Genomic DNA, 16,611 nt, shown 5'->3' with positions numbered 1-16,611 from the left:
GACGGTGGTGGCTGCGTCGTGGGGACTTCCGAGTTCCGCTGACCGGAACTCGGTGGCACGATCAGGTGATGACCGAGGTACCGAACACCCTGCTGGGCAAGGTGATGTCGGTGCTGAACGCCTTCGGCGCCGACGACGACGAGCTCGGCTTCGCGGAACTGGGCAGGCGCACCGGCCTGTCGAAGGCGACGCTGCACCGCCTGCTGGGCGACCTGGTCGAGGTCCGCCTGCTCGACCGGGGCACGCGCGGCTACCGCCTGGGCGGCCACCTGTTCCAGCTGGGCATCCGCGCGTCGGTCGAACGCCGCCTGGTCGAGGTGTCCACGCCCTACCTGGAAGACCTCTACGAACGCACCCACGAAACCGTCCACCTCGGACTCCTCGAAGGCCATGAGGTCGTCTACGCCGCCAAGATCGGCGGCCACCGCCAGGCGTCCTCACCGTCACGTCTGGGCGGCCGCATGCCCCTGCACGCGACGGCGATCGGCAAGGCCCTGCTCGCCCACGCGTCGCCGTCGTTGCGCACCGAGATCCTCGGCTCCCCGCTGGCCCGCCGAACACCCCGCACGGTCGTCACGCCCGGCATGCTCCGCCGTCAGCTGACCACGATCCGGCAGACCGGCGTGGCCTACGAGTTCGAGGAGTCCAGGGTCGGCCTGGCCTGCGTGGCGTCGCCGGTGCTCGGCCACGACGGCGCCGTGGTGGCCGCGGTCAGCGTCGCCGGACCGACCACCCGGTTCGATCCCCGCACGCACGCGGCCTCGGTGCACGCGGCGGCGACGGGCATCGCTCTGACGCTGATCCGGCGCGCGACCCTGGCCGCTGGAACCTGAGGACGGCACCTGAAATCCAATATATCGGCGTCCGTTTTGCCCGACCTTATGCAAAAGACGTTTGCGGACGTCCGCAAACGTCTTTTGCAATGGGGTGGGTAAGCGCAGGTCAGAATGCCTTTGCGTCGAGGTAGGCGCCGAACGTGCCGAGCCAGTGGTCGGCCATGTAGCCGTGGCCGCCGAACACGTACGTCCACCCGGCCTCGCGGTGCGCGGCGGAAGCCGTCCGGGCCAGCGAGGCGTACCGGTGGTCGGCCGGCAGCGCCTCCGCGATCGCCTCCCAGTTCCAGGCGCGCGACAACGCGAGCCCGGCCAGGTGCGAGCCGTAGGGGTCGCTGGGGTCGTCGACCGGGTAGGGCTCGCGCAGCACCCGCCACCGTTCCGACTCGAGCTCCGGCAGGTAGGCGTCGAGCCAGCCGGCGAACTCGGCGGTGTCCAGGGCGCGGCGCATCAGGTCGGCCGTCGTCAGCGCGGGGGACAGGAAGTCGGCGGCGTCCGGTTCGAAGCCGCCGTACGCGGTCTCGTCCCGGTGCCACCGCAGCGCCGCGTCGACGCAGGCGGAGGCCAGTTCGGAGTCGCCGTTCACCTGGGCGGAGTCGTACACGAGCCCGGTCGCGAACGCGGTGTTGCTGTGCGTGCCGGTGCGGATCGGCAGGCGCGCCGCAGAGATCCATTCCAGCCATCGGTCGCGCAGCACGTCCGCGATCGGCGACACCGACCACGGCAGGCCCGAGGTGCGCAGTTCGGCGTCGAGCAGCAGCAGCCACGCCCAGCCGTACGGGCGTTCCCAGTGCCGTCCGGCCGGGGAGGCGAAGAACGAGGCTTCGACGGCGCAGTTCTCGGGCGTGATCAGCTTGTCCAGGGCGTTGCGGGCCGTGTCCGCTCCCGCGAGAGAGGGCCGCAGTCGCAACAGGCGCACGGCGAGCCACGTCTGGTGCACGCACGAGTGCCAGTCGAACGACCCGGCGAACACCGGATGCAGCACCCGCTGGGGCACCAGCCGGTCGTCGCCGTCGATCACGTGCGTCCAGTGCACCGGGTGGTCGCGCTGGATGTTGTCGATCGCGATGCCGAGCAGCCGGGTAGCGGTGCTGTCATCCAATCGGGTGGCGTCCATGGCCCACATCATGCAGTGCGACATCTCGATAGGGCAGGGGCAGATAGTTGACAAGTAACAGACCTCACCCGGCGGGCGGGGGATCGGCACACCGGCCGGGTGACGTGGAAAACACGTGCTGAACAGCTGACAGGCCCGGCAGGGTCTCTCAGTGTGGGACAACTAGGATGAGCAGCGTGAACTGGACCGTGGACGTGCCCATCGACACGCTTCCCGAGCTTCCGCCGCTGCCTCCCGAGATGCGCAAGCGCCTGGACGACGCACTGTCGCGCCCGGCCGCCCAGCAGCCCGACTGGCCCGACGCCGAACAGGTGCGTCGCGTGCGGACCGTGCTCGAGAGCGTGCCGCCGATCACCGTGCCCGCCGAGATCGACCGGCTGCACACGCAACTGGCGCAGGTCGCGAACGGTGAGGCATTTCTCCTGCAGGGCGGTGACTGCGCGGAGACGTTCGCTGACAACACCGAGCCGCACATCCGCGCGAACATCCGGACCCTGCTGCAGATGGCCGTGGTGCTGACCTACGGCGCGAGTCTTCCGGTGGTGAAGGTCGGCCGCATCGCCGGCCAGTACGCCAAGCCGCGTTCGTCGGGCATCGACGCTCTCGGTCTGCCGTCCTACCGCGGCGACATCATCAACTCCCTGGTCGCGACGCCCGAAGCCCGTGTCGCCGACCCCGGTCGCATGATCCGCGCCTACGCGAACGCCGGCGCGGCCATGAACCTGCTGCGGGCGCTGACCGGCGCGGGTCTGGCCGACCTGCACCGCGTGCACGACTGGAACCGCGACTTCGTGCGCACCTCGCCCGCAGGCGAGCGCTACGAGGCCCTGGCCGGCGAGATCGACCGCGGCCTCAAGTTCATGTCGGCGTGCGGCGTGAACGACCAGTCGCTGCACGGCACGGAGATCTTCGCCTCGCACGAGGCGCTGCTCCTCGACTACGAGCGCGCGCTGCTGCGCCTCGACACGACGCGCGACGAGCCCAGGCTCTACGACCTGTCGTCGCACTTCGTGTGGATCGGTGAGCGCACCCGTCAGCTCGACGGCGCGCACATCGCGTTCGCCGAGATGCTGTCGAACCCGATCGGTCTCAAGATCGGTCCGACGACGACGCCCGAGATGGCCGTCGAGTACGTCGAGCGCCTCGACCCGCGCAACGAGCCGGGCCGCCTGACGCTCATCTCGCGCATGGGCAACCAGAAGGTGCGCGACGTGCTCCCCGCCATCATCGAGAAGGTCGAGGCCAGCGGCCACAAGGTCATCTGGCAGTGCGACCCGATGCACGGCAACACGCACGAGTCGTCGACCGGCTACAAGACCCGGCACTTCGACCGCATCGTCGACGAGGTCCAGGGCTTCTTCGAGGTGCACCGCCGCCTCGGCACGCACCCCGGCGGCATCCACATCGAGCTCACGGGTGAGGACGTCACCGAGTGCCTCGGCGGCGCCCAGGAGATCTCCGACGCCGACCTCGCCGGCCGCTACGAGACGGCGTGCGACCCGCGCCTGAACACGCAGCAGTCGCTCGAGCTCGCGTTCCTCGTCGCCGAGATGCTCCGGTCGTAACACCTTCGGGACGAGTTTCCTGAAGACGAGCTGAAGAACGAAGGGCCCCGCGTCGAGAACGCGGGGCCCTTCGCCTTTGCCGTGATCAGAGGCCGACGATCGTGATCTCGGTTCCTCGCTTCACCCGCGTCCGCGGCGGGATCGACTGGTTCACCACGGTCGCGTTGTTGCTCTTGTTGAACTCGACCTTCACCTTCAGACCGGCTCGTTCGAGCTGCTCCTTGGCCTCCCGCACCTTCTGCCGGGTGACGTCGGGGACCTCGATCTCCTGGTTGTTCTGGTAGAAGAGCGTGACCCGCTTGTTCTGCGTCGGGTCCAGCACCGTGCCCGCGGGCGGATCCGTCCGCACCACGCGCGACCCGTTGTTCTCCGGCGCGTCCTCGCCACCCGCGTCGACCGCCTCCAGACCGGCGCGCTGCAGTTCAGCGGTCGCCTCGTCCTTCGTCTTGCCCGCCACGTTCGGCACGGGCAGGCGCGGCGGCGGGCCCTTGCTCAGGATGAGGGTCACCGGCGCGTCGAGGTCGAGCGCCGTGCCGGGACGCGGATCGACGCCCACGACCTTGCCGATCGGCACGGTGTCGTGGAACGCGTCCTTCGTGGGGTCCTTGGCCGTCTTCAGACCCGCGGCCTGGATCTCCTTGGTCGCGGCGGCCTCGTCGACGCCGGTGGTGATGAACGGCACCACGGGCCTGCCGCGCGACACGACGAGCTTCACCTGCTGGTTCTTGCGCAGCTCCGCGCCAGGACCAGGGTCGGAGCTGATGACCGTGCCGTTGGGGACGTCGTTGGACGGCACCTTCTCGACCAGCCCGGTGAGGTCGGCGTTCGAGAGCAGCACCATCGCGTTCTGCTCGGACTGCCCGGCCACCGACGGCATCTCCGTGTAGCGGTTCGCGCTGACGTACCAGGTGAACAGTCCGACGAGGACCACCACGACGGCGGCCACGGAACCCCAGATCGTGAAGAGCTTCTTGCGCCTCTTGCGCTCTTCCTCGACCGGGTCGACCTTCGGCTTCCTCTTCTGCGGGGGACGACGGCGCGGCGGTTCCGGCCGCTGCATCGTGCGCGTCGCCGAGTTGCCGACGGGGATGCCGGGAGGCGGCGTCGGAGGAGGACCGGTGCTCACCGTCGTCATCGCCGCCGAGTTCAGGGACGGCTTCGGCACCACCGGCCTGGTCAGCTCGGCTGCCGAGGGAGGAGTGGCGCCGACCGCGACCGGAACCGGCCGCATGATGACCGTCCTGTCGTTCTCGGGCGCCGAACCGGGCACCGGCACCGGCTGCGGAGTGAGACCGAGGTCCGTGCCCACGCGCTCCAGTTCGGCCAGGAACGCGTCGGCGTTCGCGGGCCGCAGCACCGGGTCGCGCCGCGTCGCCTTGCGCACCAGCGTGTCGAGCGCCAGCGGGATCTCCGGAACCGACGGGACGTCCGAGTTCACGTGCTGGTAGGCCACCGAGATGGGCGTCTCGCCGCGGTAGGGCGCCTGGCCGGCCAGCATCTCGTAGAGCACGATCCCGGCCGCGTAGACGTCACTACGCGCGTTCGCGGAGCCAGATTCCACCTGTTCAGGTGAAAGATAGGCGACGGTGCCCAGGATCTCGCTGTCGCTCGTGACGCCGTTCTCGGCGATCGCACGAGCCAGTCCGAAGTCGGCCACCTTCACCTGGCCACCGGGTCCGATCAGCACGTTCTCCGGCTTCACGTCCCGGTGCACGAGGCCGGCGCGGTGGGCAGCGCCCAACGCCGACAGCACCGGACCAAGCACGCTCAGCGCCACGGCGGGAGCAAGCTTGCCGCGCTGATTGAGCAGGTCACGGAGGTTGCCTCCGTCGATCAGCTCCATCACCAGGTACACCTGGTCACCGTCGACGCCCTGGTCGTGCACGGACACCACTGCCGGGTGATGCAACTGGGCCGCCGCGCGTGCCTCACGCTCGAAGCGCGCGACAAACGCCGGGTCCGCCGTCAGGTGCGGATCCATCACCTTGATGGCCACATCGCGATCGAGGCGAGTGTCGCGACCTCGATAGACGGTGGACATGCCACCGCGCGCGAGCACGGAGTCCACCCGGTAGCGCTGCTCCAGCAGTCCACCCATCACGTTCGAAACCGACCTCTCCACAGTGCGAGATGGTAAAGCTCAGGATGACCCGGTTGGCGGAAGGGCGTTCCCAGTTCGGTTATGGCATCGTGACCCCCGTGAGTGCGATTCCTGCCGCTGCGGATGTATTGGCTGCCGACCTGGAGGTTCTTCCTCTCCCCGAGGTGGCCGACCGAATGGGACTTCCGGTCACCCGGGTCCACCAAATGTTGCGCGACGGGCAACTGCTCGCCGAGCGGCGGGCCGGCGTTCTCGTCGTCCCCGAGGCGTTTCTCGCTGCCGGAGGGGTGGTGAAGGGTCTGCCCGGCACCATCACGGTGCTGCGCGACCAGAACTACTCCACGGACGAGATTCTGCGCTGGCTCTTCACGGAGGACGAAAGCCTCCCTGGCACTCCGATCGAAGCATTGCGCGGAGACCGTGGGCGTGAGGTAAAGCGCCGCGCGCAAGCCATGGGCTTCTAGGTCCCCGATCACAGAGGTTCCGGACGTCTCCGCAGGTGAGAGACGTCCGGAGCCCCTGCGCGAGGCTAAAAGAGCGGGGCTCACCCCGGAATCCCGTGAGTCGTCACACGGGCGAGGAGGGCTCGGCCGACGCCGGGCGCCGCCACGGCGAGCCGCCGTGAGTTCGGCACGGCCACACGCCGCCACAGCACCTCGCAGCCGACGAGCCCGAGGATGTCGCGGTACAGCGTGTACGCGGTCCGCACACAGGGCCGCGACGTCGCGGACAACATCCCGATGCCGGGTTCCGCAGACTGATATATCGCATACGAGTGCGCGACGAGGTCGTCGAGAGCCCGTTGCACCCGGTCGTTTGCGCGACGATGACGACGACACCATTGCAAAAGGTCGCGGTCGACGCCGTGCGCGCCGAGGACGTCCTGCGGCAGGTACACCCGGCCGCGGTCGAGGTCCTCGCCGACGTCGCGCAGGAAGTTCGTGAGCTGGAACGCCGCCCCGAGCCGGGCCGCGTACGGTTCGGCCTCCTCACGGGGCACGACGGTGCCGAGCACCGGCAGCATCTGCAGCCCGATGACCTCCGCCGAGCCGTGCACGTAGACGCCGAGCGCGTCGAGGTCCGCGTACTCCGTCACGTCGAGGTCCATCCGCATCGACGCGAGGAAGTCGGCGAGCAGCGACCTGTCGATGTCGTAGCGACGCATCGTGTCGGCCAGCGCGTGCAGGACCGGGTTCGACGGCGCCTTCTCCAGGAGCCGCTCCAGCCGGTCGAGTTCACCCGCGCGATCGGTCACCCCGGCCGCGTCGACGATCTCGTCGGCCCACCGGGCGAACGCGTACAGGGCGTGCACCGCGGGCCGCTGTTCAGGCCGCAGCAGCGTCGTGGCCAGGAAGAACGTCTTGCCGTACCGCGCGTTCACGCGGCGGCAGGCGGCGTAGGCGGAGCCCAGGTCCACAGTCCCGGGACTCATTCGTAACGAGAGGACAGGCCGAACGGGTCCGGCTTCACCAGCGAGCGCGCCGCGAGTCCCGACACCACCAGCGCGAAGAGCAGGTAGGCCCACGAGTACAGCGCCGTGTCGCCGTTCGGGAACGTCACCAGCAGCAGGAACAGCGACGCGGTCGTCACCGTGACCAGCGCGCCCGTGCTCCACGCGAACCCGGCGGCCAGCGCCAGCGCCCAGGTGAAGTACCAGGGCAGCGTCGCGGGGGACAGCAGCGCCACGGCCAGCAGCGTCAGCGCGCCGCGCCGGACGGCGTTGCGCACCTCGCCGTCGCGCGACGCCCACCACTGCGTGTACGCGATCCAGATCAGCACCACGGAGCCCAGCGCCCGCGCCACGCCGATGAAGATGCCGCCGTCGACGTAGACGAACCAGTTCACGACCATGCGCACGAAGTCGCCGACCGCGCTCGGCACCGACAACCAGTTGATGATCATCGACGAGCTGCGCAGCGCCGGGATCCAGCCGAGGCTCACCCCGGCGATCAACGTGCACACGAAGAACGTCCCGAGGAACGCGGCCAGGCCCGGCAGCAGCGCCTTGCGGAACTGGGCGCGCTTGTCGCCCTCCAGGCGCGCCGCCCAGATCCAGACGAGGAACGGGACGATCACGATCGCCGTCGCCTTCACCGAGAACGCGAGGGACAGCAGCACGAAGCCGAGAACGTGCCTGCGGTCGAGCACCAGCAGCACGCCGGCCGCCATCAGCCCGATCATCAGCAGGTCGTTGTGGGCGCCGCCGATCAGGTGGATCAGCACCAGGGGGTTCGCCGCGACCAGCCACAGCGCGATCGCCGACTTGCCGCCCAGGTGCCTGCTCAGGCCCGGCAGCGCCCAGCACAGCAGCACCAGCCCGCCCGCGAGGGACAGGCGCATGGCGACGACGCCGAGGATGACGCTCGCGTCCGTGATCCACACGATCGCCTTGGCGACCAGGATGAACAACGGTCCGTACGGTGCCGGCGTGTGCTGCCACACCCAGCTGACGTTCTCGCTGAGCGTGCTCTGCAGGACCGCGGGCCCGACCGTGTACGGGTCGTAGCCGCTCAGCGCGAGCTGACCCTGTGCCAGGTAGCTGTAGATGTCCTTGCTGAACAGCGGCGGCGCGAACAGCAGCGGCAACGTCCAGACCGTCACCGCGACCAGCACCGCGAAGTCGCCGATCTCACCCCACCGCACGAGGCGGCCGAGCCGGATCCACGCCCAGATGACGAGGCCGAGCCCGAGGTACAGGACCATGCTCGCGAGGTCGCGGCCGTGGCCGTAGCGCAGCCAGCTCAGCCCGACCTGGGCGAGCAGCGGATCGCGCTCGAGGATCGCGCCGGCACCCATGCCCCCGAGCGCGATCAGAGCCACGCCCAGCAGGCCGAGCATGGTCGTGCGGATGGGGATGGCGTAGGTGTTCGTGCGCACGACTGGATCAAGCTCCTGTAGAGGTGCCTCGGAGCTCGTGCGGGGTAGGGACGGAGTTGCTGCCATCGCCCGAACATCGTTGCACAAGGCGCTGAAGCGTCGGCAAGCAACGGGCCACACTGGTCACGTGGACTTAATCAAGCCGTCCGCCCGGGAAAGGTGATCAACTTCAGAACGTGCGCCTGGTGGAGCTGATCGCGAGGCCGGCGAGCCTGGCGGCGGCCGGTTCGGCCACCGGAGCGGCGTCGAGGGCGGCCAGCGCGCTCTTCGTCAGCTCCGCGATGCGTTCCTCGACGGCGTCGACGGCGCCGACCTTGATGAGCGTGCGCCGGACCTCTTCGACGGTGTCGAGGTCGAGGTCGGGCTTGCCCAAAGCGATATCCAATATATCGGCGCCGAACTGCATGCCGAGCGCGACGAGCAGCGTGCGCTTGCCCTCGGCGAGGTCGTCGCCCGCGGGCTTGCCGGTGACCTCGGGGTCGCCGAACACGCCGAGCAGGTCATCACGCAGCTGGAACGCGACGCCGATGTCGGCGCCGAACGCGCGCAGCCCGTCGATCAGCTCCGGCGAGCCGCCCGCCATCGCCGCACCCATGTGCAGCGGCCGTTCGACGGTGTAGGCGGCGGTCTTGAGCCGGTCGATGCGCAGCGCGGCGTCCGCGGACGAGTCGCCCCGCGCCTGCGTCAGCACGTCCAGGTACTGGCCCGCGAGCATCTCGGTGCGCATGTCCCGCCACGGTTCGCTCATCCGGCGCAGCACCTCCGGCGGCAGGCCGGCGGCGAAGAGCATGTCGTCCGCCCACGCCAGGGCGACGTCGCCGATGAGCACGGCCGCCGACATGCCGAAGCGCTCCGACGAACCGAGCCACCCCTGCTCGCGGTGCCGCGCGCCGAACGCGATGTGCACGGTCGGCTTGCCCCGGCGCACCGACGAGGCGTCCATCAGGTCGTCGTGGATCAGCGCGCACGCCTGGATCAGCTCCAGCGAGCTGACCGCCGTGAGCACCTCGTCCGCGAGTTCTCCGTCGGGATCGCCGCCCGCTGCCCGCCAGCCCCACCACGCGTAGGTCGGGCGGATGCGCTTGCCGCCGCCCAGCACGAAATCGGAGAGCGCGTCCACCGCGCTCGCGAAGCTCGGGTCCATCGCCTCCCCGGACGCGCGCCGGGAGGCCAGATAGGTGGTCAGCGCTGCTTCGACGTGCTGGGGCAGAGCGGCGTCGATGGGGTGGTGGGACACACGTCCATGGTCCGCTGTGTCCGGGACCACCCGCATGCCGGGGCCCGCGTACCACATGATGAGCTGGAGTCCCACCTAGCGGAAGACCCACTAGGGTTGGTCGCATGACGTCGGTGGTGGAGCGGCTCCGGGGAGAGTCACCCAAGTTCTCGGTGGAGTTCCTGCCACCTCGGGACGCGGAGGACGAGAAGGTCCTCTGGAAGGCGGTCCGCGAGCTGGAAGGCCTCGACCCGGCGTTCGTGTCGATCACCTACGGCGCCGGCGGGTCGCGCCGGGACCGCACGATCCGCGCTACCGGCCGCGTCGCGCAGGAGACGACGCTGCTCCCCGTCGCGCACCTCACCGCCGTCGAGCACTCGGTGGCCGAGCTGCGCAACGTGATCGGCTGGTACGCGGCGATCGGCGTGCGCAACATCCTGGCGCTGCGCGGCGACCCTCCCGGCGACCCGATGGGCGAGTGGGTCGCGCACCCGGAGGGCCTGAACTACGCAGACGAGCTGGTGCGGCTGGTCCGCGAGCTCGGCGACTTCTGCGTGGGCGTGGCGGCGTTCCCGTACGGGCACCCGCGCTCCGGCGACCTCGACACCGACCTGAAGTTCCTGCTGCGCAAGCTCGACGCGGGCGCGGACTACGCGGTGGCCCAGCTGTTCCACGCGCCGGAGCCGTTTCTGCGGATGCGCGACCGGGTGGCCGACGCGGGCTGTTCCGCGGCGATCCTGCCGGGAATCATGCCGATGCTCTCGCCGCGCGGCCTGGCCAAGATCGTGGAGCTGTCCGGCGCAGACCTGCCGCTCGACGTCGCGCGTCGGTTGGAGCCGTACGCGGACGACGTCGCGGGGTTCCGGGCGACCGGCATCGACATCGCGACCGAGATGTGCCAGCGGCTGCTCGACGAGGGCGTTCCCGCGCTGCACTTCTACACGATGAACAGGTCCAAGGCGACGAAGGAAGTGCTGGGGCGCCTGGGTCTGGTGACCCGCACCTAGAGGGTGACGTTGCGCTTGTGCGCGATGAGGGCGAGCACGACGACGATCAGCGCGGCACCGCCGGTGAGCCCGGCGACCAGCAGCGCCCAGCCGAAGAACGAGCTGGAGTTCTCGCCCGCGTACTGCACGGTGGCCTGCAGCATCGACGCCTGACCGGGTTTCGGAGACCACGCGATCGTGTTGTTCTCCTCCTCGCGGCCGTTGGTGTTCACGATCTGGCCGGGGAAGCTGACCTTCACCTGGATGTCCGCGCGTTCCACCGGGACCTGGGTCAGGTCGACCGACCCCGACAGCGTGACAAGATCACCCGACCGGCGGAAGCTGAGGCTGTAGCGGCTGTTCGACGAGCTGGTGGACGCCGACAGCGTCCGCATCTCGTCGAACGACAGACCGTTGAAGAACAGCTGCGTGCCCGCGTAGGACTCCACCCGGTACGGCTTGGTGGTGACGCGGCTCGCGAGCTCCGGCGGCACCTTGAGCTGCGGACCGGGGTCGTTGTCCTGCGTCGGAGGCGTGGCCGCGACGATCTCGCCGGAGATGCGGTCGTCGTCCGACACGGCCATGGCGGCGTACACGCGAACGCAACCGCTCAACGAAAACAGAGTGAGCAGCAAGAAGACCGGCAGCAGAAGTGCCCGGGAACGACGCACGCGGACATCCTGCCAGCATGGCCCAAACGACGCAGGTCCCCTCCGAAGGTCGTGAGCTTGACTAACTACCTTTTGGTGTGGAGGGGCGCGAGGTAGCGTCTCGAAACATGGCATCCGTGCACGAGATCAGCAACAAATTCGTCAGCGACTACGTGGCGCTGGACCCCATCACCGCCACCAGTCTGGGCTTCGCGGGAGCCGACGACCAGCTGACGGACCTCTCTCCGGAAGGGCACGCGGCGCGCGACGAACTCGCCGTCCGCGCTCTCGCCGACATCACCGCCGCACAGCCCGCGGATGCCTCGGAGGAAGCGGCACGCGCCGTCTTCCTGGAACGGACGGGCCTGGAGCACGAGCTGTACGAGGCCGGTGAGACCGAGTCCTCGCTGAACGTCATCGCGAGCCCGATCCAGTCCGTGCGCGACATCTTCGACCAGATGCCGACCGACACGCCGGAGCAGTGGGCCACGATCGGCCGTCGCCTCTCCGCCGTGCCCGCCGCTCTCGACGGTCTGCGCGCCTCTCTCTCACATGCCGCTTCCCGCGGGCACGTCTCCGCGATCCGTCAGGTCACTCAGGTCGCCAAGCAGTGCGACACCTTCGCCACGACCTTCTTCGGCCCGTTCGCCGCGTCCGCCAACGTGGACGGTTCGGTGCGCTCCTCTCTCGACGCCGGCGCCACCGCCGCTGCCGCCGCCTACGCGGACTTCGCCTCGTTCCTGCGCACGACGCTGGCACCGCAGGCGCCGGTCAAGGACGCGGTCGGCGAGGAGCGCTACCGCCTCGGTTCGCGCTACTTCACCGGGTCGCGGCTCGACCTGGCCGAGGCCTACGCGTGGGGCTGGGAGGAGTTCCTCGGCATCGAGGCCGAGATGAAGGAGGTCGCCGGGCGGCTCAAGCCGGGCGCTTCCCTGGCGGAGACCGCGGCGTTCCTCGACGAGCACCCGCGCTACCAGGTGCACGGCCGGGACGGTCTGCAGAACTGGATGCAGGAACTGTCCGACAAGGCCCTGCTCGACCTGCGCGACGTGCACTTCGACCTGCCGGACGCGCTGATGAACCTCGAATGCAGGATCGCCCCGCCCGGCGGTGCAGTCGGCGCCTACTACACGCAACCGACCGCCGACTTCTCCCGCCCCGGCCGCATGTGGTGGTCGATCGCCGAGGGCAAGTCGGTGTTCCCGACGTGGCGCGAGACCTCGACGGTCTACCACGAGGGCGTGCCGGGCCATCACCTCCAGTGCGCGACGGCCGTGTACCAGTCGAAGACGCTGAACGACTTCCAGCGCCTGGTGTGCTGGGTGTCGGGCCACGGCGAGGGCTGGGCGCTCTACGCGGAACGCCTCATGCGCGAACTCGGCTACCTCGACGACGACGGCGACCTGCTCGGCATGCTCGACGCGCACCTGTTCCGCGCTGCCCGCGTGATCATCGACATCGGCATGCACCTGGAGCTGGAGATCCCGGCCGGCACCGGCTTCCACCCCGGCGAGCGCTGGACGCCCGAACTCGGCCTCGAGTTCATGATGACCCGCACGCTCTCGGAGCCCGCCCACATCCGCGACGAGATCGACCGCTACCTCGGCTGGCCGGGCCAGGCGCCGGCGTACAAGATCGGCGAGCGCCTGTGGCTCGCCGCCCGCGAGGACGCGCGGACCCGCAAGGGCGCCGACTTCGACCTCAAGGTCTTCCACAAGGAAGCCCTGGAGATGGGCGCGATGGGCCTCGACACCCTCCGTGAACGGTTGGCCGCCCTCTGATCCACGCCCGTCGCGCAACGCTCTGACCTGCGCTGACCCACCCTTATGCAAAAGACGTTTGCGGACGTCCGCAAACGTCTTTTGCATAACTGATATATCGGCGGGCTGATATATCGGATGTCAGCGGTCGCGCCACGGCGCGTCCTGGGTCGTTACGCCGGATCGGCCCACCGGACGCGCACGCGGTTCGTGATCGGCTCCGGGTCATCGGTCCGCACGAACTCAAGCCACGGACCCGGCTCGGGCCGGACCGAGGCGAAGCCGTCCCCGTCGCGCGCCACCGGATGCCCGGTCGCCCTGGCCGACGCCAGCGGATCACGCGAGTCGACGACGACGGCCGCGATCACGCCGGGATATTCGGGGCGGGGTTCGAGGACGCAGAACTCGTTGCCCTGCGGATCGCGCAGCACCACCCACGGCACGTCGCCCTGACCGACGTCGGCGAGTTCGGCGCCGAGCTTCAGCGCTCGCGCCACGATGTCCATCTGGTGTTCGGGCGACGACGAGGCCAGATCGATGTGCACCCGGTTCTTCTCGATCTTCGGGGCGTCGCTCCACACGAACGTCAACTCGATCTCGTCACCGGCGAACTCGGACCAGAACGCGGCCAGGGCCGGGGGATCCGCCGCCTCGAACGTGATTTCCACGCGTACGAGGGTACTGTCTCGCGCGTGGCGAAGCTGGTGCTCGGACCCCTCCTGAGGCATGTAGACGAATCGTCCGCGACGGTGTGGGTCGAGACTGACGCCGCGTGCGAGGTCGTGATCGCGGGGAACACCGCGCGCACGTTTCAGGCGGGAGGGCAGCATTTCGCGCTTGTCAGACTCGAGAACCTCGGTGAGCGCACGGAATACGACGTCCGGCTCGACGGCGAGCAGGTGTGGCCGGAACCCGGCAGCGGGTTCCCGAAACCCGTCATCCGCACCGGCGAGGTCCGGCGGATCGCCTTCGGCTCGTGCCGCGCCGCGCCGACCCAGCCCGTCGGCCCCGACGCCCTCGACGCGTTCGCGCAGCGGCTCATGGAGACGCCCGAGGAAGAGTGGCCGCACGCGCTGATCCTGCTGGGAGACCAGGTCTACGCCGACGAACCCACCGAGGCCACCAAGCAGTGGCTGCGGGAGCGCAGGCAGGGCACGGAGGAACCGGACGGCGAGGTCGTGCACTTCGGCGAGTACGCCCGCCTCTACCACGAGACCTGGGGCGACCCGGAGATCCGCTGGCTGCTGTCGGTCGTGCCGACCGCGATGATCTTCGACGACCACGACGTGCGCGACGACTGGAACACCTCCGCGACGTGGCGCGCGGAGATGGCGGACAAGCCGTGGTGGCGTGACAGGATCCGCGGCGCGCTCTCCTCGTACTGGGTCTACCAGCACCTGGGCAACCTCAGCCCGGACGAGCTCGCGCGAAATCCCTTGTACGCCAAGGTGAAGGCCCAGGACACGGACGTGCTGCCGTTGCTGGAGGAGTTCGCCGAGGAGGCGGACAAGGAGGTGGAGGGCCGCAAGTCGACGTGGTGGAGCTTCCGCCGCGACTTCGGCCGCGCCCGGCTGCTCATGGTCGACACGCGCTGCGGCCGCATCCTCGAGGAGGACAAGCGGCAGATGGTCAGCGACGCCGAGTTCGACTGGATCGAGCAGAACACCGGCGGCGACGTCGACCACCTGCTGATCGGCTCGTCGCTGCCGTGGCTGATGCCGCACGCGCTCAGTCACTTCCAGTCCCTCAACGAGATCGGCGCGCGCAAACCGGGCTGGCAGGGCAAAGCCGCCGAGGCGATCAGGCAGGCGGTCGACCTGGAGCACTGGCCGGCGTTCCGCGAGTCGTTCGACCGGCTCACGCGGATGATCGAGAAGGCCGCGGGCAACGGCGCCGCGACGGTCTGCGTGCTGTCCGGCGACGTGCACCACAGCTACGTCGCCGAGGCCGAGTTCCCCAGGCCCACCAAGGCCGTGGTCGCGCAGCTCGTGTGCTCGCCCATCCACAACGAGGCGCCGAAGTTCCTGCGGCCGGGGTTCCGGCTGTCGTGGTCGCGCGGGGCCTCATGGGTGTTCCGCCGCCTCGCGACGCTGGCCGGCGTGCCGGAGGACCTGGTGCACTGGCGCAAGACCAGCGGCCCGCACTTCGGGAACTCCGTGGCGGTGCTGGACTTCGACGGCCCCCGCGCCCGCTACCGGCTGCTGTCGGCAACGGGCGAGGAGACCGCGTCCGTCCTACTTGGTCGCGAGCCGCAGTAGCGCCCACAGCTGCGCGATGGCGTCGTCGTCGCCGACCGTCGTGACCAGGCGGTCGGGCAACCGGCCCCACAGCCAGCGGTACATCGTCATCGGACTCGCCGACACCTGCGCGTCGGCGGTGTGTGCGTCCTCCGGGTCGACCACGCGCCACGCCGACGCGCCGCGCGGGCCGCAGCGCGTGAGCCACAGGTGGTCCTCGACCTGGATCGCCACGAGGCTCTCCCGCGACCCCCGCACCCCGAGCACGTCCAGCTTGTGCCCCAGCCACAACGTGAGCACCTCGTCGACGCCGTCGATCGCGACCTCGTCGGCGACGGCGCCGGGTTCCACGCCGGAGGCGCCCTGGACGTCCATGCGGTGCACCGTCGTCTCGTGCGCGAGCCGTCGCCGCCAGAACCCGTAGTTCTGCCGGTCGGGCCACCACGTCGCGCACGGCTCGTCCTCGTCGTGCGCCTCGAGTTCCGCGATCACGGCCTCCGCGCCCGACCTCATGAAGTCGAGCGTGTCCTCACCGGGTGCCGGGTAGTCCTGCCACTCCCCGGCTCGGGGTTCCCGGCCGAGCCTGATCCACGCCAGCACGCCGCGGTAACCGCCGCCGATGTGCCGCACGGTCTCCCCGAGGTTCAGACCGGGACAGGCCGGCACGCCCTTGTGCGGTGGCTGGCCGATCGCGGACATGGCGAGCAGTTCCGCCTCACGACGCAGGATGTCGAGAGAGTTCACCGCTTCGCCTCGCTCATCACGCGGTCGACGAGCAGCACGAACTGATGGGTCTGGCGCACCAGGTCGTCGGCCGTGCGCGCGTCGACGTGCCGGGTGATCCCCGCGAGCACGGCTGCCCGCGTGGACGACCACGACGCGAAGAAAGCGGCCCACTCACTCATCTCCGGCGCGAGCGCGCCGAGCAGCACCCACGCGCTGGTCGGCCTCGACCGCCCGCGATGGGGTCGTCCACGTAAGGCGAGCACTGCGGCGGCGGCGCGCAGTGCGGCGAGATAAGCGGTCGCGAACCGCTGCGGGGGCTCGGGCGTGCGCTCCGACTCGGCGAGCGAGTCGTGGGCCTGCCGCAGCAGGGCGAGCGCGGACGCGGGTGGCAACGGGATGGGGAAGGCTGCCGGATTCGAAAGATCGGCTGTCATCTCGGCCTCCTCGTGGCGTCGGTGGACGACGTCACCGCCGAGGGGAAGCCGGCGGCTCTCGGAGGTGGGGTGCTTCCCCCACCCCACCTCCGAGGCATGGTGAGACTCG

15 protein-coding genes are annotated in these 16,611 nt (G+C 69.7%); 6 read left to right on the top strand and 9 right to left on the bottom strand.

The annotated features are described in order from the left end of the window. Positions 1-68 precede the first annotated feature (68 nt). Positions 69-833, top strand: coding sequence for an IclR family transcriptional regulator (locus tag OG205_RS22090; protein ID WP_330270021.1), 765 nt, complete (start codon positions 69-71; stop codon positions 831-833). Positions 834-942: 109 nt separating this feature from the next. On the opposite strand, the gene OG205_RS22085 is transcribed toward OG205_RS22090, so the two are convergent. After that, on the bottom strand, positions 943-1,950 hold the full coding sequence (locus tag OG205_RS22085) for a DUF2891 domain-containing protein (RefSeq protein WP_330270020.1): 1,008 nt from the start codon (positions 1,948-1,950) through the stop codon (positions 943-945). A 176-nt stretch (positions 1,951-2,126) separates the two neighbouring features. On the opposite strand from OG205_RS22085, the gene OG205_RS22080 reads away from it, so the two are divergent. Beyond that, positions 2,127-3,515 (top strand): class II 3-deoxy-7-phosphoheptulonate synthase, encoded by a 1,389-nt coding sequence (locus OG205_RS22080; RefSeq protein WP_330270019.1) that lies wholly within the window; start codon positions 2,127-2,129, stop codon positions 3,513-3,515. Between the two features lie 85 nt (positions 3,516-3,600). Here OG205_RS22080 and pknB read toward each other — a convergent pair whose 3' ends face one another. Continuing rightward, a complete protein-coding gene (gene pknB / locus OG205_RS22075; protein WP_330270018.1) occupies positions 3,601-5,637 on the bottom strand; it encodes a Stk1 family PASTA domain-containing Ser/Thr kinase in 2,037 nt (678 codons plus the stop codon). A 77-nt stretch (positions 5,638-5,714) separates the two neighbouring features. On the opposite strand from pknB, the gene OG205_RS22070 reads away from it, so the two are divergent. Continuing rightward, positions 5,715-6,080: an Rv2175c family DNA-binding protein gene (locus OG205_RS22070; RefSeq protein WP_030474641.1), complete on the top strand. Its 366-nt coding sequence runs from the start codon at positions 5,715-5,717 to the stop codon at positions 6,078-6,080. 80 nt (positions 6,081-6,160) lie between these two features. On the opposite strand, the gene OG205_RS22065 is transcribed toward OG205_RS22070, so the two are convergent. From OG205_RS22065 to OG205_RS22055, 3 genes are all read right to left on the bottom strand, one after another. Beyond that, a complete protein-coding gene (locus OG205_RS22065; protein ID WP_330270017.1) occupies positions 6,161-7,048 on the bottom strand; it encodes a phytoene/squalene synthase family protein in 888 nt (295 codons plus the stop codon). Then, positions 7,045-8,493 (bottom strand): polyprenol phosphomannose-dependent alpha 1,6 mannosyltransferase MptB, encoded by a 1,449-nt coding sequence (gene mptB, locus OG205_RS22060; RefSeq protein WP_330270016.1) that lies wholly within the window; start codon positions 8,491-8,493, stop codon positions 7,045-7,047. The genes OG205_RS22065 and mptB overlap by 4 nt, the downstream gene beginning before the upstream one ends. A gap of 169 nt (positions 8,494-8,662) precedes the next feature. Further along, a complete protein-coding gene (locus OG205_RS22055) occupies positions 8,663-9,766 on the bottom strand; it encodes a polyprenyl synthetase family protein (protein WP_442916832.1) in 1,104 nt (367 codons plus the stop codon). Between the two features lie 68 nt (positions 9,767-9,834). Here OG205_RS22055 and metF point away from each other — a divergent pair, with 68 nt between their 5' ends. Then, positions 9,835-10,716: a methylenetetrahydrofolate reductase [NAD(P)H] gene (metF, locus tag OG205_RS22050; protein ID WP_330270014.1), complete on the top strand. Its 882-nt coding sequence runs from the start codon at positions 9,835-9,837 to the stop codon at positions 10,714-10,716. Here the strand turns inward: metF and OG205_RS22045 are convergent. Further along, on the bottom strand, positions 10,713-11,309 hold the full coding sequence (locus OG205_RS22045; RefSeq protein WP_319978351.1) for a DUF3153 domain-containing protein: 597 nt from the start codon (positions 11,307-11,309) through the stop codon (positions 10,713-10,715). The genes metF and OG205_RS22045 overlap by 4 nt on opposite strands. A 164-nt stretch (positions 11,310-11,473) precedes the next feature. Here OG205_RS22045 and OG205_RS22040 point away from each other — a divergent pair, with 164 nt between their 5' ends. Continuing rightward, positions 11,474-13,126 carry a DUF885 domain-containing protein gene (locus OG205_RS22040; protein ID WP_330270013.1) on the top strand — a complete coding sequence of 551 codons (1,653 nt, stop codon included), beginning with the start codon at positions 11,474-11,476 and terminating at the stop codon, positions 13,124-13,126. Positions 13,127-13,278: 152 nt separating this feature from the next. Here the strand turns inward: OG205_RS22040 and OG205_RS22035 are convergent, their stop codons facing one another. Beyond that, the gene (locus OG205_RS22035; protein WP_330270012.1) at positions 13,279-13,773 is read right to left on the bottom strand and encodes a VOC family protein; all 495 of its coding nucleotides are present in this window, start codon (positions 13,771-13,773) and stop codon (positions 13,279-13,281) included. A 24-nt stretch (positions 13,774-13,797) separates the two neighbouring features. Here OG205_RS22035 and OG205_RS22030 point away from each other — a divergent pair, with 24 nt between their 5' ends. Continuing rightward, positions 13,798-15,363, top strand: a complete 1,566-nt coding sequence (locus OG205_RS22030; protein WP_330270011.1) for an alkaline phosphatase D family protein — start codon at positions 13,798-13,800, stop codon at positions 15,361-15,363. Here the strand turns inward: OG205_RS22030 and OG205_RS22025 are convergent. Both OG205_RS22025 and OG205_RS22020 read right to left on the bottom strand, forming a co-directional pair. Then, positions 15,340-16,086 (bottom strand): maleylpyruvate isomerase N-terminal domain-containing protein, encoded by a 747-nt coding sequence (locus tag OG205_RS22025; RefSeq protein ID WP_330270010.1) that lies wholly within the window; start codon positions 16,084-16,086, stop codon positions 15,340-15,342. The genes OG205_RS22030 and OG205_RS22025 overlap by 24 nt on opposite strands. Then, the gene (locus OG205_RS22020) at positions 16,083-16,502 is read right to left on the bottom strand and encodes an SAV_6107 family HEPN domain-containing protein (RefSeq protein ID WP_330270009.1); all 420 of its coding nucleotides are present in this window, start codon (positions 16,500-16,502) and stop codon (positions 16,083-16,085) included. Before OG205_RS22020 ends, OG205_RS22025 begins: the two co-directional genes overlap by 4 nt. Positions 16,503-16,611: the final 109 nt, after the last annotated feature.

This window comes from Lentzea sp. NBC_00516, assembly GCF_036346835.1.
GTDB lineage: Bacteria > Actinomycetota > Actinomycetes > Mycobacteriales > Pseudonocardiaceae > Lentzea > Lentzea sokolovensis.
The sequence above is the reverse complement of the archived record's forward strand: the minus strand, read 5'-3'. Positions and strand labels throughout refer to the sequence as shown.

What these genes read in the sequence shown, in the direction of transcription:
- OG205_RS22065 (WP_330270017.1), bottom strand. Translation starts at nt 7,048, where the DNA reads ATGAGTCCCGGGACTGTGGACCTGGGCTCCGCCTACGCCGCCTGCCGC.
- OG205_RS22085 (WP_330270020.1), bottom strand. Translation starts at nt 1,950, where the DNA reads ATGGACGCCACCCGATTGGATGACAGCACCGCTACCCGGCTGCTCGGC.
- OG205_RS22020 (WP_330270009.1), bottom strand. Translation starts at nt 16,502, where the DNA reads ATGACAGCCGATCTTTCGAATCCGGCAGCCTTCCCCATCCCGTTGCCA.
- OG205_RS22090 (WP_330270021.1), top strand. Translation starts at nt 69, where the DNA reads ATGACCGAGGTACCGAACACCCTGCTGGGCAAGGTGATGTCGGTGCTG.
- metF (WP_330270014.1), top strand. Translation starts at nt 9,835, where the DNA reads ATGACGTCGGTGGTGGAGCGGCTCCGGGGAGAGTCACCCAAGTTCTCG.
- OG205_RS22055 (WP_442916832.1), bottom strand. Translation starts at nt 9,766, where the DNA reads ATGCGGGTGGTCCCGGACACAGCGGACCATGGACGTGTGTCCCACCAC.
- OG205_RS22040 (WP_330270013.1), top strand. Translation starts at nt 11,474, where the DNA reads ATGGCATCCGTGCACGAGATCAGCAACAAATTCGTCAGCGACTACGTG.